General features: G+C 41.1%; 18 protein-coding genes and 1 riboswitch. Of the genes, 10 read left to right on the top strand and 8 right to left on the bottom strand.

The features are described from left to right. The first annotated feature begins 77 nt into the window (after positions 1–77). Positions 78–1,300, top strand: a protein-coding gene (locus ACQYAD_RS13250) for an IS3 family transposase (protein WP_430238885.1) whose coding sequence is annotated in 2 segments (ribosomal slippage) — positions 78–366 and positions 366–1,300 — 1,224 coding nt in all. Because the reading frame shifts where the segments join, the coding sequence is not laid out codon by codon here. 530 nt (positions 1,301–1,830) lie between these two features. Here the strand turns inward: ACQYAD_RS13250 and ACQYAD_RS13245 are convergent. Then, positions 1,831–3,270 (bottom strand): ArnT family glycosyltransferase, encoded by a 1,440-nt coding sequence (locus tag ACQYAD_RS13245; protein ID WP_430238883.1) that lies wholly within the window; start codon positions 3,268–3,270, stop codon positions 1,831–1,833. A 276-nt stretch (positions 3,271–3,546) separates the two neighbouring features. Here ACQYAD_RS13245 and ACQYAD_RS13240 point away from each other — a divergent pair, with 276 nt between their 5' ends. Then, positions 3,547–4,050, top strand: a complete 504-nt coding sequence (locus tag ACQYAD_RS13240; protein ID WP_430238882.1) for an Lrp/AsnC family transcriptional regulator — start codon at positions 3,547–3,549, stop codon at positions 4,048–4,050. Next, entirely contained in the window at positions 4,047–5,261 is a 1,215-nt protein-coding gene (locus tag ACQYAD_RS13235; protein WP_430238881.1) for an aminotransferase, read from the top strand. Before ACQYAD_RS13240 ends, ACQYAD_RS13235 begins: the two co-directional genes overlap by 4 nt. Before the next feature lie 28 nt (positions 5,262–5,289). On the opposite strand, the gene ACQYAD_RS13230 is transcribed toward ACQYAD_RS13235, so the two are convergent. From ACQYAD_RS13230 to ACQYAD_RS13215, 4 genes are all read right to left on the bottom strand, one after another. Next, on the bottom strand, positions 5,290–6,072 hold the full coding sequence (locus ACQYAD_RS13230) for a sulfite exporter TauE/SafE family protein (protein ID WP_430238879.1): 783 nt from the start codon (positions 6,070–6,072) through the stop codon (positions 5,290–5,292). Positions 6,073–6,113: 41 nt separating this feature from the next. After that, a complete protein-coding gene (locus ACQYAD_RS13225; protein WP_430238878.1) occupies positions 6,114–7,463 on the bottom strand; it encodes an amidohydrolase family protein in 1,350 nt (449 codons plus the stop codon). A gap of 116 nt (positions 7,464–7,579) precedes the next feature. Then, complete coding sequence (locus tag ACQYAD_RS13220) at positions 7,580–8,032, bottom strand: hypothetical protein (RefSeq protein ID WP_430238876.1); 453 nt, start codon at positions 8,030–8,032, stop codon at positions 7,580–7,582. Between the two features lie 5 nt (positions 8,033–8,037). Continuing rightward, a complete protein-coding gene (locus ACQYAD_RS13215) occupies positions 8,038–8,895 on the bottom strand; it encodes a DUF3100 domain-containing protein (protein ID WP_430238874.1) in 858 nt (285 codons plus the stop codon). 151 nt (positions 8,896–9,046) lie between these two features. Next, positions 9,047–9,148: riboswitch (purine riboswitch) on the bottom strand. 356 nt (positions 9,149–9,504) lie between these two features. Here ACQYAD_RS13215 and ACQYAD_RS13210 point away from each other — a divergent pair. Beyond that, positions 9,505–11,028 carry a malate:quinone oxidoreductase gene (locus ACQYAD_RS13210; RefSeq protein ID WP_430238872.1) on the top strand — a complete coding sequence of 508 codons (1,524 nt, stop codon included), beginning with the start codon at positions 9,505–9,507 and terminating at the stop codon, positions 11,026–11,028. 174 nt (positions 11,029–11,202) lie between these two features. Here the strand turns inward: ACQYAD_RS13210 and ACQYAD_RS13205 are convergent, their stop codons facing one another. The 3 genes from ACQYAD_RS13205 to guaC all read right to left on the bottom strand — a co-directional run bounded on the left by ACQYAD_RS13205 (position 11,203) and on the right by guaC (position 15,473). Then, the gene (locus tag ACQYAD_RS13205) at positions 11,203–11,919 is read right to left on the bottom strand and encodes a 3-ketoacyl-ACP reductase (RefSeq protein ID WP_430238871.1); all 717 of its coding nucleotides are present in this window, start codon (positions 11,917–11,919) and stop codon (positions 11,203–11,205) included. A 182-nt stretch (positions 11,920–12,101) separates the two neighbouring features. After that, the gene (locus ACQYAD_RS13200; protein WP_430238870.1) at positions 12,102–13,760 is read right to left on the bottom strand and encodes a M20/M25/M40 family metallo-hydrolase; all 1,659 of its coding nucleotides are present in this window, start codon (positions 13,758–13,760) and stop codon (positions 12,102–12,104) included. A gap of 729 nt (positions 13,761–14,489) precedes the next feature. Beyond that, positions 14,490–15,473, bottom strand: coding sequence for a GMP reductase (gene guaC / locus ACQYAD_RS13195; RefSeq protein ID WP_430238868.1), 984 nt, complete (start codon positions 15,471–15,473; stop codon positions 14,490–14,492). A 519-nt stretch (positions 15,474–15,992) separates the two neighbouring features. On the opposite strand from guaC, the gene ACQYAD_RS13190 reads away from it, so the two are divergent. From ACQYAD_RS13190 to ACQYAD_RS13165, 6 genes are all read left to right on the top strand, one after another. Then, positions 15,993–17,210, top strand: coding sequence for a YeeE/YedE family protein (locus ACQYAD_RS13190; RefSeq protein ID WP_430238867.1), 1,218 nt, complete (start codon positions 15,993–15,995; stop codon positions 17,208–17,210). A 111-nt stretch (positions 17,211–17,321) separates the two neighbouring features. Next, on the top strand, positions 17,322–18,995 hold the full coding sequence (locus ACQYAD_RS13185) for an ABC1 kinase family protein (protein WP_430238865.1): 1,674 nt from the start codon (positions 17,322–17,324) through the stop codon (positions 18,993–18,995). A gap of 262 nt (positions 18,996–19,257) precedes the next feature. Continuing rightward, positions 19,258–21,825, top strand: a complete 2,568-nt coding sequence (locus ACQYAD_RS13180; RefSeq protein WP_430238863.1) for a heavy metal translocating P-type ATPase — start codon at positions 19,258–19,260, stop codon at positions 21,823–21,825. A 24-nt stretch (positions 21,826–21,849) separates the two neighbouring features. Further along, positions 21,850–22,095 carry a hypothetical protein gene (locus ACQYAD_RS13175; RefSeq protein WP_430238861.1) on the top strand — a complete coding sequence of 82 codons (246 nt, stop codon included), beginning with the start codon at positions 21,850–21,852 and terminating at the stop codon, positions 22,093–22,095. A gap of 14 nt (positions 22,096–22,109) precedes the next feature. After that, entirely contained in the window at positions 22,110–22,310 is a 201-nt protein-coding gene (locus tag ACQYAD_RS13170) for a hypothetical protein (RefSeq protein WP_430238860.1), read from the top strand. 223 nt (positions 22,311–22,533) lie between these two features. Further along, positions 22,534–23,781, top strand: a complete 1,248-nt coding sequence (locus ACQYAD_RS13165; protein WP_430238858.1) for an ABC transporter substrate-binding protein — start codon at positions 22,534–22,536, stop codon at positions 23,779–23,781. The last annotated feature ends 77 nt before the right edge of the window (positions 23,782–23,858 follow it).

The following is a 23,858-nucleotide window of genomic DNA, read 5'->3' as shown; positions in this document are numbered from 1 at the left end:
TCATTAGCCCCAAAATGAACTTGGACAATAAGAGTGATCTATTTTATACTACTTAATGTACCAAGGAGGTTGTCATCATGGCACGAACAAAACATTCAAAAGAATTTAAACTACAAGTGATAAAAGAGGCTTTGGAGACTGGCAATAAAGCAATAGTGGCTCGTCGCTATAATCTTAATGCTAATATGGTAGGCCGTTGGTGTACCGAATATAAAAACGGGCAATACGGGGATGTAGATGTCACAGTTATGCCTGATCTTGATCCAAAAGAGATGTCAAAAGAAAACGAAAAACTAAAAATACTACTAGGTGAAAAAGATCTTGAAATCGCGATTTTACGTGATCTTATAAAAAAGAAAAACCCTCACTTGCTGAAAAACTTGAAGTAGCTGAAAAGTGGATTCAAAAAGGCTACTCCATTTCAGTGGTGCTAAAAATCATTGGTATTCCTCGTTCCACCTACTATTATCAAAAAAACTACCGTGTGGAAGAGAAAAAAGTAAGTGAGGGACGTCCAGCACCAGGCTATTCTTTCAAAGAGGACGGCCAAAAAGTATCAGATGAACAGATCAAGGAGTTTTTATTAGAGGGGATTGCCGGCGATGCCTATAACTATGGCTATCGCAAGCTCACAAAGTTTCTTTATCGGAACCATAACCTCGTCATTAACAAGAAAAAAGTGTACCGATTATGTAAAGAATTAGGGATCTTACGTCCACAGCGTAAGAAAAAAGTCTCGCATCCTAGAAAACTAGCACGAAATCGCATCATTACTAGCTCAAATCAAATGTGGGAAGCCGATATAAAATACGGATTTGTTGAAGGTGAAGACCGCTTTTTCTTTGTCATGTCAATTATTGACGTTTATGACAGGGGGATTGTCGATTATCATATGGGCTTGAGTTGTACAGGCAGCGATGTCAATCAAGCAATGCAACGAGCACTACTGAAACGCCAACTACTTAATGCTTTGGAAAAACCTGTTATCCGAACAGATAATGGACCACAGTTTATTTCTCATACTTTCGAGGAGTTTTGTGAAAATTATAAAATAGAGCATGAAAGAATACCGCCCAAAACGCCAAATATGAATGCCCATATCGAATCATTTCATCGGATTTTTGAGGACGATTGCCTATCTAGATGGCAATTTGAAACATATGCACAAGCATATGAAGTCGTCACAGAGTTTATGGTATTTTATAACGAAAGACGAATGCATTCAAGCATTCTAGATCTATCACCAAAAGAATTCTATGAGAATCAGGGTTCATTAGTAATTAAGGAAGTTCGAGTGTAACAGTGCCAAACTTCAGCCAAAGCACCAGCTTGATTAGGAGTGGCGGGCATGATAGCCTTGTTTGGCGATGCCGATGTTGTGACATCTGGCTGCTCGGCTGGGAAGTCATGCCCGCAGAGGCTCCTTGTCAAGCAGCATGGCCTTTTTGAAGAATAACGAAAGACAATCCAATTTTAAAAAACAATGGAAATGAGAGAATAAGAGAGATATTGTCCAAAATTCGGGGGTTAATCCGCACTCATTTCTTTCACATCCTTAAAAACATTTCTATACCGTTGGTTCCGCCGATCGTGATGATGACTCTCCCTGGTTCATTAAAGGAGTTACCACATTGTATGACGGTAAGGACAAACTTGGTGTTTGTTTTTAGGTAATTTTTACAAATGCGGGATGGAAATTCCTTATAAAACAGCTATTTTTCAATCGAAAATGTACTTTTGAGACAAGCCATTGTCTATTTCTTTTTCCTTTCTTCTTTAAATTTACCGACATTCCATGGGGGCAATGTTTGCAAAATCTGATCTTCGAATTTACAGTTCATGTTTGACCAAATAGCCCCACTGATTCGAGGCAATGGCCTTTAATTGATATGACTGAGCCCACTCTTTGCTATACCATTGAGTTGGCACTAACAGCAAAGCATGTTTCTTCGAGAGAAACTCTTGAAAATTACCATTTGCTACATGCAGATCGTTGGCTAATTCAGCAGTTAGAACTTCGCTCTGAAGCCATTTTACTTTGCTGGTTGGAGCGTATAGGTATAAGTGATCCCCCCTTAAAGCAGTCTGATTCTTTACCTTCTCAATTAAACTTTGTTTAAAATTAGGCGCCGGATTTTGTAAATATGTTAAAATTCCCACCTCATAATAAGTGGAAACAGAAAGAAACGCGAGAAGCAGCACTACTTTTAAAAACCGTTTTCCCTGGATAATATACTTACTCGTTAGGATGCCAATCAGCATGGATAACGGCGGATAGATTGGCAATATATACCACCTAATTTTTGTTTTCGCAAGTGTAAATAAGAGAAAAGGTACTAAAATAGCGATGAGGATTCCAATAACGTATTCATTTTTAGGAAATTCCTTTGTTTTTTTTATTTGAAAAAGAAACAGGAGCCCAGTAAATAAAACGATAAGAATCCAGAACAAAGAGAAACGGTTTAAAATTTGGACATAATAAAAAACTCCGCCAACATGACCTTCAATCGAACTGCTTGATCGTTGCAGCAGATCATAGAAAAGCATTCCCTTAAAAAACCGAAGACCATCATATTGAAAGCGGATAAATGCCCAAAATAAAATAGGAAGCAGCATACTCAAAAATAAGAAGATCCATTTCCGATAGTTTAACTTTTTGTATGTTCCAGTAAAAAAAAGGAACAATCCCATGATGACAACAATTGTTCCGGCATGCCAGCTTTTTGTTAAAAACGCCAGCGAAAAGACCAGCCCTGAAACGTACAGCCATTGTATTTTTTCAATTGATTGAAAGAGCGACAAAATTGCAACCGTAAAAAAGAAAACATAGAGGGCATCGGCATCACCCGTTCTGGAACTATGATTAATTAAAAATTGAGTGTTAGTGGACAATGCCAGCATGGAAAAAATAGAAGCCAGTTTACCAAACTTTTTTAAGACAAAGACAGTAACAATGATAATTGTTAACAAGGAAAAAACGGCGGATGAGATCCGCAGTCCAAAGGCATTGAAGCCGGCAATTTTATAACCGACCAAAATCGACAAAAAGCTGAGCGGCGGTTTTAAATTCCAATAATCGGGATGACCCCGATAGGTATTGACAAAAAAGTTGCCGTTTTTCATCATTTCATAGGCACTAACGCCATGCCGTGCTTCGTCCCAGCTATAAATTGGGAATTTGCCTAAATGATAAAAAACATTCATCGCAGCTAGTGAAAGGATAATCGAAAAGGTTAAAAAATAAGTAAATCGATGTTGAATACGATCCATGTTCTGCTCCTTTTTAACATGTTTTCACTTTATTAAGAATAGGGTTGTAATCTAACAAAACAGCAAACGATGTATGAAAAATTCATTAAATGTTTATGAAAATTTTCACTTTTTTAAAGGATAGGAGTAAAAAATTTTTAGAAAAAGGTTGGGAATGGCGTCTGTAAGTCAGTATGGCAATCTACATAGCTGAGACACATCCGGATGACAATTAGGTGATATTTTATTAAAATGAATTTTATGGGATCGTTTTTTTAAAAATGGAGGAGGCCGGGTATGAAACTGAGTAGTGAGGAAATTGAAATTTTGAAAATTATTGAAGAGAACCATAAGGTGCCTGTGGAAACTATCGCGTTAATGGCGAATTGCAGTGAAGAATTGGTCAGAAATACAATCAAAAAATTAGAAGAAGAAAATGTCATTGTCAGTTATCCTGCGTTAATCGACTGGAGTAAAGTTGAGGGGCAAGAGCATGTGATTGCCATGATTGACGTAAAAGTAACGCCTAAACGCGGAGTCGGATTCGATGAAGTAGCCGAAAGAATTTATCGATTTCCGGAAGTATCCTCTCTATATCTCATGTCAGGAGCCTATGATTTGTCGATAACGGTTGAAGGAAAAACGATGAATCAAATTGCCACCTTTGTATCGGAAAAATTATCAACGATTGAAAGCGTCATTTCAACTACAACACATTTTATGTTAAAAAAATACAAACATGATGGCGTAGTTTTTGGCAGTGGTGATGATAAAGACCGCAGAATGGTGGTTTCACCATGAAGAATGATTATTCCTCCTATATTTCAGAAACAGCAAGAGAATTAAAGCCGTCTGGAATTCGAAAATTTTTTGACCTGGCTGCCGGCATGAAGGATGTCATTTCTCTTGGAGTGGGGGAACCGGATTTCATTACTCCATGGAATATCAGAGAAGCAGCGATTTTGTCACTTGAACAAGGATATACCGCCTACACAGCAAATCCGGGTCTAATCGAGTTAAGACAGGAGATAGCGAACTACTTAGGAACACGGTTTGGTGTGAACTATGAGCCGAAAAGTCAAATTATTGTGACAATCGGTGCTAGTCAAGGCATAGACTTAGCCTTTCGGACCATTTTAAATCAAGGAGACGAAGTGCTGATTGTCGAGCCGGCATTTGTCTCTTACGCCCCATTAGTTTCCGTTGCCGGTGGAAAACCTGTCGCCATTTCAACATCGCCCGAAAATGGGTTTAAGTTGACACCCGAGCAGTTGGAAAATGCGATAACGGAAAAGACAAAGGCGATATTGTTATGCTTTCCAAACAATCCAACTGGTACTTCTTTAAACAAAAAGGAACTTGAGGAGATTGCTCAGATTATTAAAATGCATGATTTACTTGTCGTTTCCGATGAAATTTATGCTGAATTGAGCTATGATGACACGCATACAAGCTTTGCGGCGATTGAAGGGATGTATGAAAGGACCATTTTAATTAATGGATTTTCCAAAGGGTTCGCGATGACTGGCTGGAGATTGGGTTTTCTGGCAGCACCACAGCCGTTTGTCGAGGTCATGCTGAAACTATTCCAATATACCACGATGTGTGCTCCAACGATGCTTCAGCATGGTGCCATTGAAGCGCTCCGTAATTCTTTTCATGAAGTTGAAAAAATGAAGCGAAGCTATCGAAGGAGAAGAAACTTCATGGTTCAAACCTTAAATATGATCGGTTTGGATTGTCATAATCCCGGGGGCGCGTTTTATGTGTTTCCTTCAATAAAAGCAACCGGATTAACTTCGGAACAGTTTACTGAAGAATTGCTCATGCAGGAAAAAGTCGCAGTGGTACCCGGTAATGTCTTTGGCCAAAGCGGTGAAGGGTATGTGAGATGCTCTTATGCCACATCGATGATGCAACTGCAAGAAGCACTCAAACGAATCGAGCGATTCATTCAGTCAAAAGGAATATCCAACAAATCTGTTTCGGAACATGTAAAAGTTGAATATTGATGATAGACAGAATGTGAAAAAGTGGGAGTCAGGCTCCCACTTTTAGCATAATGAGCATATAAACCGACGAGAAGATGGTGATGATTGCGATAATGATTTTTAAATGGTGAATCGATACTTTGTTTGCTAGTCGTGCTCCTGTTACAATTCCTATAACTGTACCGAGCAGACTGGAGATCACCAACATTTTGATATTTCCCATGGTTGAATAAGCAAAGTATCCGAAGATGGATGGAATGGCAATGACAATAGAGTTTAAAAGGCCGACTCCGACTGCTGTTCTGATTGGGACTCCAAGGCTTGCAAGCAATGGAACAACTAAAATGGGACCACCTGCCCCTGTTAATGAACAAATACCTGCTGTAATGAACCCAAGCAGAATGACCATTAAAGGTTTATCCAATAGAGTGGATTGTTTTTTTAGCGGCTCCGTGCTTTGGTTAGTTTTCTTAACTAAAATGGAAAGCCCAGCCAGCAAGACGAAAATGTAGAGGAGAAGTTTTGCCAGGAAATCTGAAATGAACACATTGATTTGGACGCCTAGAAACGCACCGGGCAAACTGCCAATACTTAAATAAAGTGCAAGTTTTAAATCCATGTTTTTGGATTTCCAATAGGAGTAGGAACCGATTATGCCTGAAACGGCAAAGGATAAGAAACTAAGTGCAAGGGAATCATGCACCGGTATCGTTAATAAACCTACATAAATTAATGGAAGGAGAAAGCCGGAAATTCCGGACATTCCCAATAATACTCCAATAATCAAATTTGAACTAAAAACGATACTAAAAAGAAGTAAATAGTTGAACATGATCTGACCTCAATTTCTTCACACACCAGATAAACATCTGGCTATATGTTGGCTCTAATTGCTAGTTCTTTTAATGTCTGTTTGCTTTCATATTTTATTTTTTCTTCATCCAATGTAAGAACGTGTCTATCCTTCATTAAAATTTTCCCATTCACGATTGTATCGGTAACATCATGACTGTTGATTGACTCGATTAGCGTGTTGATTAGGTTGTGTGTGGGTTGAATATGAGGCTGGTCGATGTTGATTAAGATCATATCTGCTTTTTTGCCGATTTCCAACGTTCCCAGCTGATTTTCACGTAGCATCGATTTTGCTCCACCTAATGTAGCCATTTCTAAAATAGTTCTTGAAGGCATTGCAACCGGATCAAAAATCGGTACACCCCAAAACGCCCGCATTAATGATTTAAATACTTTCATCTGATCAAACAAACTTAAGCCGGAATGGGCGGCACCATCTGTCCCTAGTCCAATCCCTATGCCTTTTTGCAGCAAGGCTGGTGTTTTCGTAAATCCCTTTCCTGAGTTGCTTATTGGACAGTGGGCAATTTTGTTATTGTACGTATTAATAATGTCCATTTCATTTTCCGATAACAGAATGCTGTGTGCGCCTAAAAAGTTTTGATCGAGAACCCCAAGGGACTCCAGAAACTCATAAGGCCGCATTTGAAAGTTTTCCAAACAATAACTCACTTCATTTGGATATTCGTTCATATGGGCTTGTACGCCTGTTGAGCAGTCTTTCGCCATTTCAAATACTTTCTCCACTAATATAGGTGTACAGGTAATGATGGAGCGAAGGGAAAACCATACATCCAATCTGCCATCGCCAGCACCGTGATAATCGTGAAAAAGTTGTCGGTTTTTACGAAGGTTTTCTTCCGTACTCGACTTCATCGTGTCAGGGATATTGTTGCCGCTATCCATTGTAGAGCATGTAATCACGCCGCGCAAACCTGACTCCACAACAGCCTCAGCTACTCTATGCATATGTCTTCCGCCTGCGTCAATAAACGCAGTTGTTCCCGATTTAATCATTTCAAGACAGCTTAACTGAGCACTCGTGTAAACATCCTTTTCTTGAAGATTGCTTTCAAATGGAACCATGATACGTGTCCAAATCATCGGATATTCATCGCTAATTCTTCCTCTTAAAAGATGTTGGCATGTATGGGTATGGGCATCAATCAGACCTGGCATGACCAATTTGCCATTTCCGTTTAACGTTTCTTTGGCTTTGTAGATATTTGACAGGAGCGTTTCATCGCCAATATCCAAAATGGTTTCGTCTTTTATTACAAGGCATTGGCTGCTTTTTATCTCAAATTCAGGTGTCAAGACAGAACAGTTTCGGATGATTAAATCAGCATTAAACCCTTTGTTTTCCATTTTTATCCTCCGGTAAAAAGAGAGAAAGGAGAACAAGCTGTCCTCCCATCCCCATTTATCTCGCGTTTGCGGGCAGGAAAACTCCCACTGATGGAAGTTTCACTTTATCGTAAGTATTAGTTTAACGCGTGTGTTACATTCAAAAATACTTGAGCAAAAATAGCCTGGATGAGGAATGTTCCTGTAAAGACTAAAATGGCTACGATAAGCATTTTCCAGCTTTGGCCGAGGAAGGATTTAACATTCAGTCCAATTCCAGCCATTGTACCGACAATGGTAATCGGAGCCATAAAAGAGATTTTCGCTGTATAGTCAATAATGGGTTTGGCAATTGGCGATATAGGGCTTGCTACAGCTAATCCAATTAAAACAACATAAACAATAGGAGGGATTTTTAAGGGAACTAGTTTTCCAATAAATATTCCAATAAAGGCAATAGCCGATAAAATGAGTACACCCGGAATCGAGTCTGTAACCGACATATGGTTCCCGATAAGATTCGCAATTATGGTTGTAATAGCGGATGTAAGTAATAGAGATACTGCCCAATTCTTCATGCTCATCGTCATATGAATCAACCTGCCTTTCGAACATTTACGGTAGTAGTCGCACGTGTGCGTTTTGGACTAATTCTAGGCTCTAGCCAGAAATACAGTTTCTTTGTAAGCGGAAGAGAGATAAATAGTGTGAAATAAATTCCGATGATCGCAGAAAGCATATCACTAGCACCTGCCAGCATGACAATCTGATCCGCATAGTGAGGATAGATGGTTGCCAAAGTACTGGAGGCTGCAGCCATCATTACGCCGCTTCCAACGCCGCTAGCCATTGCAAGGGCTAAAGGATGGAAAAGGTGGGTAGCTGCCACAATGCTTGCTAAAAACCCGATGTAGATCGTACCGATTAAGAAACCGATGATATAAATGGAAAGGGCGCCCCTGGCTTCGGCGGAATCAGCCCCATATAGATGACAAATAAGTCCGTAATCTTTATCCCTGCAGGTGGAACTAGTTGCGCCAATTGCTTCCTTTTTAATACCGAGCAATAATGCAATAGGAAGGGCAAAGATGATGGTTCCCACGTGACCAAGCTCCTGGAAAGCGAGAGCAGGCCCTACATCAACTAACTTTGGAAGATTTGAACCGGCAAGCACGCCAATTTTTGCCATAAAAGGTGCAATCGCCACTAGCACAAGAGACGAGGCTTTTTTTGTTTCTTTTTCCTTAAAAAATCCCAGTAAATCACGTCCGAGCAAAACACTTATTATAATGGCAAAAAGCATTGGATAGATCACAATTAAAGCAGAGCCTGCCTGAATCTTTTTCGTTCCAATTAGCTCTGCAATGAGAACAATCAGCAGTGCAGATAAATATAACCGGTAGTTCTCTTTTATTTCCCCCCAAACGGATTTTGTTTGATTTGTTTTTTCCATTCCTTTTTCCTCCCCTGTTATGTGAAAATTGAACTCGTATAAGCTGAAGTGAAAAAAAGAAAACTCTAGTTTTTCACTAGAGTTTGACATACAGAAAAAACAAAAACGAGGGCATCAGGAAAAACACGGAATACTCCGGGTTCATTCCTATTCGTTTCTTGTTATTCTCCATAGTCAAACTATTTACGGTAGTTTGGTAGAAACTTTTGGACCATATTACCAAATTTATACGAAGAACTAAAATACGAATATTATGTTATAATTTATAAGGAATGTTCGTATATGTGGTAATCTACATTATTTTTATCTGTGTGTCAAAGGATTTTAATACCAATTTCGGCACTCAAGGTTAATTTTTTTGATGTGAGGTGCTTGCTGAAGGGCCTTCTGACAAAGAATTGTCTTTCAAGTATCATTTTTTCTGCTTTAATAGCATAATAACTATAATAATATTAAATATTTCAATATATCAAATAATAGTGGTACACTAGAATTAGCTATAACAGGTTCAGAAAAGGTGTATGGTTCGTTGCGCTCTTGCTTACAATGGTGCTTTAAAGGAGCGCTAACATCCTTTCTGCAAATCTAAGGGGTATAAGGATGGGAAAAATGAGTAACAGACAAACGAAATCAGACGTAATCTTAATCGGCGCTGGAATCATGAGTGCGACTTTGGCAACACTCTTGAAAGAATTAGTGCCAGACTGGACAATTACCGTGTTTGAGAAGCTTGAAAATGCCGGAGAGGAAAGCTCAAACGAATGGAATAATGCAGGAACGGGGCATTCTGCGCTATGCGAGCTTAACTACACCGTCGAAAAACCGGATGGATCGCTGGATAGTAGCAAAGCAATAAAAATTAATGAGCAGTTTCAGGTTTCAAGGCAATTTTGGTCCTACCTTGTAAGCAAGAAACTGATCGATAACCCAAGGGATTTTATCATGCCATTGCCTCATATAAGCTTGGTGCAAGGGGAAAAAAATGTAGCCTTTTTGAAAAAGCGATTTGAAGCGCTTTCGAAATGTCCACTCTTTAAAGGGATGGAATTTTCCGATGATCATGAAAAACTGAAAGAATGGATTCCGCTTATTATGGAAGGCCGTACTTCGGATGAGCCGATTGCCGCAACAAAAATCGATTCTGGAACAGATGTGAATTTTGGAGCTTTAACGCGCGTATTGTTTGACTATTTAAAGTATCAAAACGTTGAGATCCAATACAAACATCAGGTTGAGGATCTGAAACGTACGAGTGACGGCCGATGGGAATTGAAAGTGCGCAACGCGAGCGGTGAAGTTGAGCGCCATACAGCAAAATTCGTCTTTATCGGTGCCGGTGGAGGATCCTTGCCATTGCTGCAAAAAACCGGTATTCCTGAAAGCAAGCATATTGGCGGTTTCCCGGTAAGCGGTTTGTTCTTGGTGTGCAATAATCCGGATGTTGTAAAGCGGCATCATGCAAAAGTGTACGGAAAAGCGAAAGTTGGAGCGCCTCCAATGTCCGTTCCGCATCTGGATACTCGCTATATCGAAAACAAAAAATCCCTGCTCTTCGGACCATTTGCAGGTTTCTCGCCAAAATTCTTAAAAACAGGTTCAAATCTGGATTTATTGCGTTCAGTAAAACTAAATAATGTGATCACGATGTTGGCGGCAGGAGCAAAAAACATTCCGTTGACAAAATACTTGATCCAGCAAGTAATGCTATCAAAAGAACAACGGATCGAAGAACTGCGGGAATTTATTCCGAACGCCAAAAGCGAAGATTGGGATATCGTAGTAGCGGGCCAGCGTGTCCAAGTGATTAAAGATACTGAGGCTGGCGGCAAAGGAACGCTTCAGTTTGGAACAGAAGTTATTAGTGCCGCTGATGGCTCGATTGCTGCATTGCTCGGTGCTTCACCTGGTGCTTCTACTGCCGTTTCCGTCATGCTTGAAGTGATGAAAAAATGCTTCCCGCAGCAACTGGATGAGTGGGAACCGAAAATAAAAGAAATCATTCCTTCATATGGTATGTCATTAGTGGAAAACCCAGATCTTTTTGCCGAAATCCATGTTTCAACAGCGAAGACGCTTGGCCTAAACGCAAACGTGCCATTGCAGACAGAGGAGCGAATTCTTGTAACCAATTAAAAATCATGCAAATCATAATTTCGTAGGATATGTGTTTTATTAATCTATCGAAAAAGGGCTTCACCTTCTTTGTGAAAGCCCTTTTTCTTTTTTAAGCGAGGAGAAAAAGAATGTTTTCTTTTCTTTAAAAATATAAAAAGCAGGACAGTGGTGTCCTGCTTCTACTTTTACATATTACGGATTGGTTGACCATAATCCTGCGGCTTTTACAAAAACGCGCGGATGAAGTTTTAGGCCAGCAACAAGAAGCTCAGCCAGATCTTCCGGATGCATTACATTTTCAGGATTGCCGGTGATCAAGTTTGTTTCGATAGCGAGGTCAGTGGCAACCGTGCTCGGTGTTAAGGCTGTGACGCGAATATTATGCTTTCTCACTTCAAGCGCAAGCGATTCCGTCAGCCCCAATACGGCAAACTTCGATGCGCTGTAAGCACTTGTCACTGGTGCACCTTTTTGTCCGGCTGTTGAAGAAATATTGACAATATCTCCTGATTTTCTTTCAATCATTTCAGGCAACACTGCCCTTGTTACATTGTACACACCCATTAAATTTACGCGAATAATGGTTTCCCACTCTTCAGGAGATAAATCGAGAAAGCCTCCAAATTTCGCAATTCCCGCATTGTTGATTAAAATATCAATCGGGCCTAGATCGCCTTTTAGATGTTCAACTGCATGCTGAACGGCTTCTAGATCGGCTACGTCGGCTACTGCTGCTGAAACTTTTATATCATATTGCTCAAGTTCGGCACTTACCCTTTCAAGATTGGACATTGTCCGGCCAATCAATCCGAGGTTAACACCTTCTTTTGCTAAGGCAAGGGCAGTTGAACGTCCAATTCCTCGGCCTGCCCCGGTGATGAGAGCTGTTTTACCTTTTAGTGAAATCATCGATATCATTCCTCCTTTTTAAATTTCGAAAATTTTCCAATAGACTTCCGCTCTAGAAACTCACTTTCCGCATCTTCCCTAATCTGCGGAGTATCCAATCTATAGCATCAGTCAATAAAAGGATCAACGTCAATTTTATAGCATATCGCAAGAGACTGCAAAAAAGCAGATTGCAGTCATGTTCACGTGGTTTTTAACAAATTAGAGATCACCAGGTTTGTAAGATTTGGCACCATTTCCAGTGAATAAGTTTTTTCTACTCTTTCAAATTTCTTATGGGCATCATTACCATAAGGTCCGATATTGATCACAGGGACATTGATGTCGCGAATATCTTGATAGTTGACATAATGTTTTGTTCCCCATCCAGGGTTATTGCTTGAAACAGCATGAATGCCGTCTTCATCATCACTAAGAGCAAGAAAGCTCGTATCGGAAATGTATGGGAAAAAGTTCCGGGTTACGATCGGATATGGATAATTTGGCTGTATTTCTTCCACCGCTTTTTCCAACGCATTGATTAAATTGCGTTCATCCCTTGTTTTGCCTGTTAACTCGATTCTTGGCGAATAGAGGGATGAGTAAAAAAGGATAATCGCCGGACTTTTATCCTTCATCCACTTCCAAGCTTCCTCCACGACTCTTGCGGCAAACATGCGGGTATCCAGTTCGTTATTTTTCAACAGATTTTTTTTGAATTCATTCAAATGGATGGTGAACGTTTCGCCATTTTCTTTAAGCAATGCTTGTTCCATTTCTTCGTAAGTCAGCACTCTTGGTTTCCATGAAGGCTGTACATAAGGTTGGCCGCTTATTTTGCAATATTGTCGATACCTTTCTTCAAAAGAAACAAGCGCGTTAGAGAAGGCGAGGATTGCTTGTTCTTTTAACTTTTCAAGTACGTCCTTCGGTGACCATGAATGGATAAAGAAATTATAGTAAACATAAGCAGAAAGGGCAGTTTGAACTGTATACGACGGTTTTAAATCGGTTTGTTTTAAGGAAACGGGCGGCACGGTCGTTTCTCCAAACGCTTCATTGCAAAGTTCAGGATTGTAGTCAATTTGCCTTGTCAGCTCGGCGGCAAGAAAGTTCGGATCCAGTCCTTCAAAGGCTGAGCCGACATGTGTTTCTGCCCCAGTAATAAAGAAGGAAGGCAGCAGTTTTCCGACAGTACCCTTATAAAGATAGCGATTTTCATCGCCTTCAAATCTAGGCGATACAAAATCGGCATTGATGGCCGCTATATAGTCAAAACCATGCTCGTTTTTCCAACGTTTTAACGTTTTTAATGCTGAAAGAACACCGTGCGAGCTGTCCTCCTCATCACATTCAGCGAGGAACACAAGGTTGCCATCCAATTCTTCACGATGTTCTGAGTAGTATTTTAAAAGATAAAGATGGCTGGCAACCCCGCTTTTCATATCAAGGACGCCACGGCCAAATAACCAGTCCCCGGAATGTAAGTGTTCTTTGACCGAAGGGGGAAGCTCTTCTTCTTTCTTAAACGCTTCCATTAGTTCTTCCGGTAAGCAGGCCAGCTCTTTTAAATGATTGAAGTCATCGATCCCAACGGTGTCCAGATGACCCATTAAGATCACCGTTCGGTTGCTTTTTCCTTTCTTTCCTTTTACGAATGCAAGTACGTTATACCGTTCCTTGGGATCATCTACGGTCTGTTCCAAAGCTAGACAGCCAGGGTTTTGGGAAAAATAACGGAAGGAGGAGATAAGCTTATAGACAGACTGGGCAATCCATTTTTCTCCAGTTGTATTAACGATACTTTCAATGGTAACAAGTTGTTTCGTTAGATCCAGCACTTCTTCACGGCATTGCAGCATACAATAACCCCTTTTCTTTCTAAATAGCATCGTGATAATTTTTCGTTAATCTAACTATACCAAAGAATCGCATGTTTGGTAGCAAGTATGAAAGTAACCCCTTTTTACTAAAAGGCATTCTTGCTAAGACAGAGGCGTAGTTGCCCTTATGCGGTCAGAATTTACGGATATAAATTTTGGTGATTAGCTAAAAAATTCCGGCATTGCTTTTTCTCTTTTTTGTTTTCCCTCTTACGACTCTATGCATGCCCGCTTCTCTTATTTTTCGGGGTAAAGCGGTCACTAGTGGCTTCCCAAATGCCCGCTTCTCGTATTTTTAAGGGGGGAACGGTCATTAGTAGCTTTTCTAATGCCCGATTCTCGTGTTTTTAAGGGTGGAACGGTCATTAGTAGCTTCTCTAATGCCCGGTTCTCGTGTTTTTAAGGGTGGAAAGGTCATTAGTAGCTTCTCTAATGCCCGGTTCTCGTGTTTTTAAGGGTGGAACGGTCATTAGTAGCTTCTCTAATGCCCGACTCTCGTGTTTTTAAGGGTGGAAAGGTCATTAGTAGCTTTTCTAATGCCCGACTCTCGTATTTTTTAGGGTAAAGCGGTCACTAGTAGCTTTCCTAATGCCCGGTTCTTTTTAACGTTTTTTGCTTACTTTCGTTCGCGAGAATCACGATTCATAAGTAAGCAAAAATGAGCGGCACCATTCAGGTTGCCGCTCTCTTTCGCAGGATTGCATTTTTTTAATAAATTCGATCGCCGTTGAAAATGGAGTTTTTCACAATGACATAGTCGACGTTGCGGATTGCAGCCAGTTTGTTTCCTCCTGCATACGATATCGAGGATTGAAGGTCTTGTTCCATTTCGATTAATGTATCAATTAATGGACCTTTGTATTCCACATACATTTTTTTACCTTCGACATTTTTTCGTTCCCCTTTTTGGAATTCTGAAGCTGATCCGAAATATTCCTTATAAAGCTTTCCGTCTTTTTCGATTGTTTCGCCTGGTGATTCCTCATGTCCGGCAAATAAGGATCCGATCATTACCATCGAGGCTCCGAATCGAATTGACTTCGCGATATCACCGTGGGTACGAATTCCTCCATCTGCAATGATCGGCTTGCTTGCAGCTTTGGCACACCAACGCAGTGCTGCCAGCTGCCAGCCGCCTGTTCCAAAACCGGTCTTTATCTTCGTAATACATACTTTTCCCGGGCCGATGCCTACTTTTGTCGCATCTGCACCAGCGTTTTCCAGTTCCCTTACAGCTTCTGGAGTTCCGACATTTCCGGCAATCACAAAGCTTTGCGGTAAATGCTTTTTAATGTGTTGAATCATCTCAATGACGGCATTGGAGTGGCCGTGTGCAATGTCAATTGTGACATATTCAGGTGAAAGCTGTTCCTCCGCTAATTGTTCAATGAAGCGATATTCTTCCTCTTTAACCCCAACGCTGATGGATGCGATTAACCCGCGGGCTTTCATCTCTTTCACAAAGGCTAGCCGCTTTTCCGGCTGAAAACGGTGCATGATGTAAAAATATCCATTTTCCGCTAAAAATACGGCGATTTTTTCGTCAATAATGGTCTGCATATTTGCCGGGACAACAGGCAATTTAAATGTATGTCCGCCAAACGTTACAGATGTATCACATTCAGAACGACTTTTTACGATTGATTTTGCAGGGATCAGTTGTATATCTTCATAATCAAATACATTTTCCAAACCAAACACCCCTAAATACGAATATTTAAAAACAAAAAAATAAAAACGTTCGCCAATTTGATAATTTACCTTATTTTTTTCAGTATGTCAAAGATTTTGTTTGTTTATGTATGAATCGTAGGATCGATTCATCAGTCTGCAACTATCGCTAAATCGATTGCGCTACAAGAATGGTGGCGGAGGTTGAGTATCGGCATTGGAATTCGACAAAGACGTCGAATTCTACTCCAAAAGCGTCGAATTCCATCCAAAGTGCGTCGAATCCTACTCAAAAAGCGTCGAATTCCATCCAAAGTACGTCGAATTCTACTCAAAAAGCGTTGAATCCCATCCAAAGTACGTCGAATCCCTCGTTCATTCAAAATGATATCCAAAAATACCCATTCAAAAGAAGTAAAAAGAGTTGCCTCCATTGTAGTGGGATGCTAATATAGATTCATAAGAAATCCGATTAGAATACTGTTATATAAATAATGCTTTTTAAAAAGCTAGAAAAATAGAAAAAGGTGGAGGATTGTAATGAGCAGTCAAAATGCAGCAGTAGAGTTTAAACCGTCCATTCGCAAGCCAAGCTTAGGAAATGTAAACAGGCCGATTACTGTTTTCACACTGGCTGTTTTTGCGAGTGGATTTCTCTTTCTTGGCAGCACCGTTTCATATAAACAAGCATCGTTATATTTAATTGCCGGGGTATTGGGGTTGGCTTTGTACCATGCCCACTATGGTTTTACAAGTGCTTTTCGCGTATTCTTGACAGGTGGGCGTGGTGTGGGCATCCGGGCGCAGATGATTTTGTTCTTAATGGCCAACATTTTGTTTCTTCCGATTCTGTTGGGTGGTTTCGGGAACCAAGCAACTGGGTATGTATTTCCTGTAGGCATGTCCGTTCTGTTTGGCGCTTTTGTATTTGGAATTGGCATGCAATTAGGAGATGGCTGCGCGTCAGGTACACTTTATCACTTAGGTGGCGGTGACTCTCGCGGCCTTCTGACCCTAATCGGTTTTGTGGCCGGTTCCGTCATTGGAAGTGCCCATTTCACATGGTGGATGGCGACGCCTACTATCGGTCCTGTCTCATTCATTCAAACGTTCGGTGTTACGGGGGGATTCCTGTTTAATTTATTGATTATGATCATTGTCTTTATTGCGACACTTTATATTGAAAAACGCCGCAACGGCAATATCGAATCCCTTCGCCCTGATTGGTCGGCGGGTTGGAAGGCAATTTATAAAGGGCCTTGGCCATTGATTCTTGGCAGTGTTGTGCTTGCTGTTGGGAATGCGCTTCTTCTATTGATTACCGGAAAACCGTGGGGAATCACATCCGCATTCGCACTTTGGGGAGCGAAATTTGCACAGCCGCTTGGGATTCAAGTAACCGATTGGGGTTACTGGCAAACGCCTGCGAATGCTGCAGCATTAAACAATAGCATCTTCCAAGATGTGACTTCTGTATTGGATATTGGAATTGTTTTTGGGGCTTTGTTGGCGCTCGGACTTAGCGGGAAGCCAAACCGCTTTTGGCGCAAGATCCCGGTAAGAACAGTTGTCAGCCTTCTTGTTGGCGGCATTCTAATGGGGTATGGTGCACGAATTGCCTTTGGCTGCAACATTGGAGCGTATTTCAGCGGTGTCGCTTCGTTTAGCCTTCACGGCTGGGTATGGATGATTGCTGCTATGTTCGGCAGTATCATTGGTGTAAAGCTTCGCCCTATCTGCAAACTATCGAATAAATAATGCAATGCAAGTTCTGAAAAACGATGAGCTGCTGGGTGATTTGCTGCACCCAACGGCTTTTTTTATTAAAATGGAAGTAGTAAAGGAATCTTGAAATGGGAGGATTGTAACATGAGGAAAGTGCATTTCTACTCCAAAAGGTATCGAGAGATTGTGAAAATATTAATCAAACACGGTTTTGGCTTTCTGCTTGTTAAATTGGGGTTGGATCGCCTTTTCCCATTTCATCAAGGTTCCTTTGGCCATCGTGTTCAAGAAGCACCCTATACCGAACCACAGCATTTGCGGGCTGCCTTTGAGGAATTGGGGACGACATTTATAAAAATGGGACAAATATTAAGTACGCGTTCAGATTTATTGCCGCAATCGTATATTGAAGATTTGTCTAAATTGCAAGCATCTGTCCCACCTCTTGAATTTGATGAAATCAGAGAGTGCATAAAAGAAGAACTAGGTGAGAATTGGCGTTCGCTGTTTTCGCGTTTTGATGAAACGCCACTGGCTTCCGCATCCATTGGTCAAGTGTATCGAGCCGTTCTAACCAATGGAGAACAAGTTATCGTAAAAGTCCAACGGCCCGAGATCGAGGACACGGTAATAGAGGACTTGCAAATCATTCAACATCTTGCACAATTGGCACAAAACCGCCTTCGGTTAGGAGAAATCGTAAATTTTACCGACCTCGTTCAAGAGTTCGGGGCCGCCTTAATGAAAGAATTGGATTACGTACAGGAAGGAAAAAACATTGAGCGGTTTGACAGTAATTTTCATGGGAATCAGAAACTTTGTATTCCAAAAGTCTATTGGGATTTAACGACCAAAAGAATCATCACAATGGAAGAAGTGAAAGGCTATAGTGTGGATGAGCTCGTTTCGATAAAGGAAACAACGATTGATGTAAAGAAATTGGCAAGAAATTGTGCAGAGATTTTGTTGAAGATGATTTTTGAGGATGGTTTTTTTCATGGTGATTTGCATCCAGGCAATCTTTTTATTAAAAGGGATGGAAGCCTCGCGCTCATTGACTTTGGCCTCGTCGGTGAACTAACCGAAGAGAGCCGTTCGCAAATGGTTTCCTTATTTTTAGGGTTGGCGCAGAAAAATGAAAGTAAGATTGCGGATGTCCTTCTCAGTCTTGATCCGGAAAATCAGCATGCACATGTTGATCTACTGAAGAAGGATCTAAAAATCTTTATTGACCGTTACCTTCATGATACACTTGCAGAAATCGATTTAGCTAAAGCAGTGGGAAAACTGCTGGAAATCATCTATAAAAACAAAATTCGTGTTCCTGGCCACTTCTCTTTGCTAGCCAAGACAATCGTGATGAGTGAAGGGATTGGACGACGATTGGATCCGGAATTTAACTTGTTTGAATTTATGGCAAACAATGCTCCGCGTCTCTACTTTCAAAACTTTCGGACAGAGCAGAAGAAGAAAGTCAAGCAAGCAGCGCTTGATTTGTTTGCATTATCGACTGAAGCGCCAGGTCTTGTTCTGAACATACTGCGAAAAGCAAAGCAAGATCAGCTGGAAGTGCAAATGAATGTAAAAAAACCGGAATCCCTCATCAGTGAATTGAATAAAATGTTTAATCGCCTCGCGTTGAGCATTTTAACAAGTGCAATCATCATCAGTTTGGCTTTGGTAATGCTCATTTATCATCCTGGATCAACCGGAACAGTCAATAATCTCAGCTGGTTGTTTACTGGAGGCTTTGTAATTTCCATTCTTTTTGGAGGATCTGTTTTGTTCTCCATTTGGCGTTCGAATAAACGAAAATAATAGCTGAAAAGAAAGAAAACAAACATCCCTTTTGGATAGTTTTTAGGAGAAAATCCTGGCAACTGTCTCAGAAGGGATTTTTATTTTTCTCTAGGAAATGAGCCTTTTGTTCATTAAAAACAGACCGATATTGGAATTTCTTAGGAATTTCTTACATGTAACTCATTTTCGTTTCACCTTTCCTGAGTACGATAAAAATAGAAATTCAAATAAGCCACCTACTTCATTTTGTTAAGGAGGAAAAAATAAGGAGGTTCACAATATGGGAATGAAACTAATTGTTCTCCCAGTTGAAGGTATGACATGTGCGTCCTGCGTCAGCACCATTGAAAAAGCACTGTCTAACCTGCAAGGGGTGAAAGGCGCAAAGGTCAATTTAGCTGCCGAGAAAGCACAAGTTGAATTTGACGAAGGAAAAGTAGCCGTACCTGATATGGTTAAGGCGATTCAAGATGTTGGCTACAATGTTGGGATGGAAGAGATCCATTTATCGGTTCATGGTATGACATGTGCATCTTGTGTGTCAAAAGTGGAAAAAGCCGTTGGCCAATTGACAGGAGTGACCAATGTCGTCGTCAACTTGGCTTCAGAGTCTGTTAAGGTGGAATTTTATCCTGGAAGTGTGACCAAACAGGATATCAAGCAAGAGATCGGCCAGTTAGGCTATACAGCCTCCGAAAAACTAACAGGCAAAGATCAATTAGACAAGGAGAAAGCAGCAAGGGAACACGAAATTAAGCGCCAGGGAAGATTTATGCTTTGGACGTGGCCGCTGGCAATCATTATTATGCTTGGCCAGTTTCGAGATTATTGGATCCTTCCTAAATTTGTACCTGAATTTTTAGGTAATAACTATCTTTTATGGATATTAACAACACCAGTTGTACTTGGCCCAGGCTGGCAATTTTTCTCCAATAGTTTCCGCGGCTTAAAACGCGGTGTTACAGATATGAACCTGTTGTATGCAACAGGAATCGGTGCATCTTATTTAATTGCCGTCATTAATACTGTCGCGCCGAATGCAGGATTTGGTGGTTCGGAAGCGACCTTTTTCGAGTCCGCAGCCCTTTTAACTGCCTTTATCGTTTTAGGACGGTACCTAGAGGCACTCACGCGCGGGAAAACATCTGAAGCGATCCGCAAGCTGATGAGTTTACAGGCAAAAGTCGCACGTGTTATTCGCGGCGGAAAGGAAATGGAAATTGCCGCTGATGAAGTCATCCCTGGTGATATCGTTATTGTTCGCCCGGGTGAAAGTGTTCCTGTTGATGGAACGGTTAAGGACGGTTATTCAGCTGTTGATGAATCGATGATTACAGGTGAAAGTATTCCGGTCGAAAAACGTACAGGCGACGCTGTTATTGGCGGAACCATTAACAAAACAGGTTCATTCCGCTTTGAAGCAACAAAGGTTGGAAAAGATTCAGCTTTAGCCCAAATTATCAAGCTTGTGGAAGATGCACAGGCATCGAAGGCACCGATTCAAAAAATGGCGGACTGGGTGGCCGGGCACTTTATTCTCGGTGTTCACTTATTAGCTGTTCTTGCCTTTATTTTCTGGTTCTTTATCGGGTTTGACGCCTTTTTCCAAGCTGATTCACGGTTTATCCTATCGCCATATTCGTTAACAAGTATCGGCGTCTTTGGATTCTCGCTACTTCTAAGTTTAACGGTGCTCGTTATTTCCTGTCCTTGTGCAGTTGGGCTGGCCACACCAAGCGCGATGATGGCCGGAACGGGTAAAGGTGCTGAAAACGGAATTCTCTTTAAGGGAGCCGGAGCCATTGAAGCTTCCTCAAAACTACAAGCCATTGTTTTTGATAAAACGGGTACTTTAACAAAAGGGAAACCATCGTTAACCGATGTGGTCGCATTACATCCATTTACTGAAGAACAAGTATTACTCTTTACTGCAGTCACCGAGAAAAACTCAGAACATCCACTTGGTGAGGCCATTGTGAATGGAGCTAAAGAGAAAGGGATGGTCGTTAAAGATGCCGATTCCTTTGACTCGATCCCGGGGCATGGTGTCGTTGCGTATTTTGAAGGCCATCGAATTTTAGCAGGGAATAGAAGGTTAATGAAGCAAGAAGCGGTTGCTTTTGAAAGATTGTTACCGAAAGCAGAAAAGTTGGAAGGTGATGGAAAGACCGCGATGTTCATTGCGATTGATGGCAAGCCAGCCGGTATCATTGCCGTTGCCGATACGCTAAAGGAAAATTCAATTGAAGCGGTAAGCAAATTAAGAAAAATGGGCATCCGGGTTGCGATGATTACGGGTGATAACAGACGGACAGCCGATGCCATTGCCAAACAAGTCGGCATTGACATTGTTTTAGCAGAAGTCCTTCCGCAAGACAAAGCAAATGAAGTCATCAAACTGCAATCGCAAGGATTAAAGGTAGCCATGGTCGGTGATGGCGTAAACGATGCTCCGGCACTTGCACAAGCAGAAGTTGGGATTGCGATTGGCAGTGGTACAGACGTTGCCAAAGAGACGGGTGACATTATTCTAATTAAAGATGATATTCGTGATGTCGTGGGCGCAATTGAAATCAGCAAACGGACAATGAGAAAGGTAAAAGAAAACCTATTCTGGGCCTTTATTTACAATACGATCGGGATTCCACTTGCAGCAGGTCTCTTGTATCCATTTACAGGACTTGTCGTGAGCCCAGAATTAGCGGCATTGTTCATGGCTGTAAGTTCTGTTTCAGTAACATTAAATACACTGTTGCTCAAACGTTTCAACCCTTCGATGAAACAAAAAGGTACACCAAAAAACCCAATGCAGCATGAGCACGAACAGGTGCCTGTAAAAGCGGTGTAGAAAAATAAAAGGAGGTTCGGACAAATGGAATCAAAAGTGGCAAAAATCGCTGCCCTCTACTATGGAGGAATATCAGTCGGAGCTGCTGTGTTGTTTATCCTTCTAACATTAAGCAGCAAGTATGACAATGTTGCCAGGATAGGCGGAGCATTGTGGATCCTGTTACTTGGCTTAATCGTCACAATGCCGATTTTTATCCCTTATGCCAAAAAGAAATTTTCGAGTCAGCCGGTGAGCGAGGAAGAATCCCATTTCGGACACCATCATTAAAAGGAGGAAGCTATATGGGTTGTCATGGAGACCATCACGGGGGACATAAGAAAAAAGATCATCATGACCATTCAGACAGTCACCCGAACCAGCATTCGAATGGCTGTCACGGTCATTCAAACCATCATGGATCCGGTCATTCGCACGGAGGAGCGCATATGTGGTTTATGATTATTGGGGTTGGTATCGCACTTGCCTATCTTTTTCTAAAATAGACCTTTTCATACGATCACAAAAAAGGCTGGAGGGCGTCGATTCTAGTAATTGGCGCTTTTTTCCTGTCTTCTAGCATAAAAAAGACATATTTTGTCCAAAAAATATTGGTTGACTATACAAGTATCGAGGTATATATTTATTGATGTAAGCGATTTACGAAAACGTTTTTTCGAAAACGTTTCAGTTTTGGAAAATATATATTTTAAAGGGAGAGGAAAGAATATGAAAAGAAAGTGGTTGGGAATCGCTTCCGCTGTTGTTTTGGGTGCTGGTCTACTGGCCGGATGCAGCTCGAACGGCGGCAATAATGCTGGAAGCAGCGGCGGCGGAAAAGTGACATTGAAAGTGGGTATGTGGGCATCAAGTCCTGCTGAAAAGAAATTAGTCGATAATCAAATTGCAGCATTTGAAAAAGCAAACCCAAATATTAAAGTAACAGAACAAGTCATTACAGGCAGCTATTTGCAAGCGCTTCAGCCAATGTTGGCATCTAAAACGGCTCCCGATATCTTCTACGTAGATGCCGCGTATGCGCCTGCACTTGAAGACTCGGGTGTATTAGCACCGCTTGATGATTATATTAAAAAAGAAAAAGTGGATACAGCTGACTTCGCTCCAGCTGCTATAGACGCTTTCAAATGGAAAGGCAAGTTATACGGTTTACCAAAAGATTACAATACAATGGCACTTGAATACAATAAAGACTTATTTGCCAAAGCTGGAATTACGGCTCCGCCAAAAACATGGGATGAGCTCATTAAGGACGCAGAATTATTAAAAGCAAAAGGCATTGCACCGCTATCCATGCCGATTGACGTTGCTCGTTACTATCCGCTTGTGAAAGACTTTGGCGGCAGCTATTACGATGCTAAAGCAAATAAAGTAACGTTGGATGATAAAGCAAATGAAGCCGGTTTAAAATTCTTCATTGATAATATGAAAGCGAAAAATTTAGTTCCTCCGAAAGATTTAGGAGGAGATTGGGCTGGCGTTCCATTCTCACAAGGAAAAGTGGCCATGGCACTAGAAGGGGCATGGGTTCTTCCATTTTTGAAAGAATCTGCACCGAATCTAAATTATGGTATTGCTGATTTTCCGACAGCAAATGGTAACAGTGTTAACATGACTTATACAGTCAGCTACTCAATGGCAAAATCAACGAAAAATCCTGATGCAGCTGCAAAACTATTATTCTTCTTGACTGGTAAAGAAGCACAGAAAATGACAGCAGAATCCGGTCTTGCAATTCCTGCGAGAATCAGCCAGCAAGAAGCGTTTTTAAACAGCAATCCAGAATACAAAGCATTTGTAAACGGTGTAAAAGAAGCTGTTCCTTACCAATTTGGAACCTATGGGCAAAACTTCGTAGACGCTATTAATAAGGCAACTGAACAAGGCGTACTGCAAGGCCTTGAGCCATCAAAAGTATTGTCGCAAGCCCAAAAAACCGTTGAAGAGCAATCAAAATAAGTAAAATGGGATGAAATATACCAAATGCAAACTCTTTAAAGTTTGCATTTGGTTCCTGATTTTGTACAGAAGGGACA

This window comes from Neobacillus sp. SM06 (genome assembly GCF_050496765.1).
Lineage (GTDB): Bacteria > Bacillota > Bacilli > Bacillales > Cytobacillaceae > JAEVLT01.
This window is presented reverse-complemented; position numbering and strand designations above follow the sequence as displayed.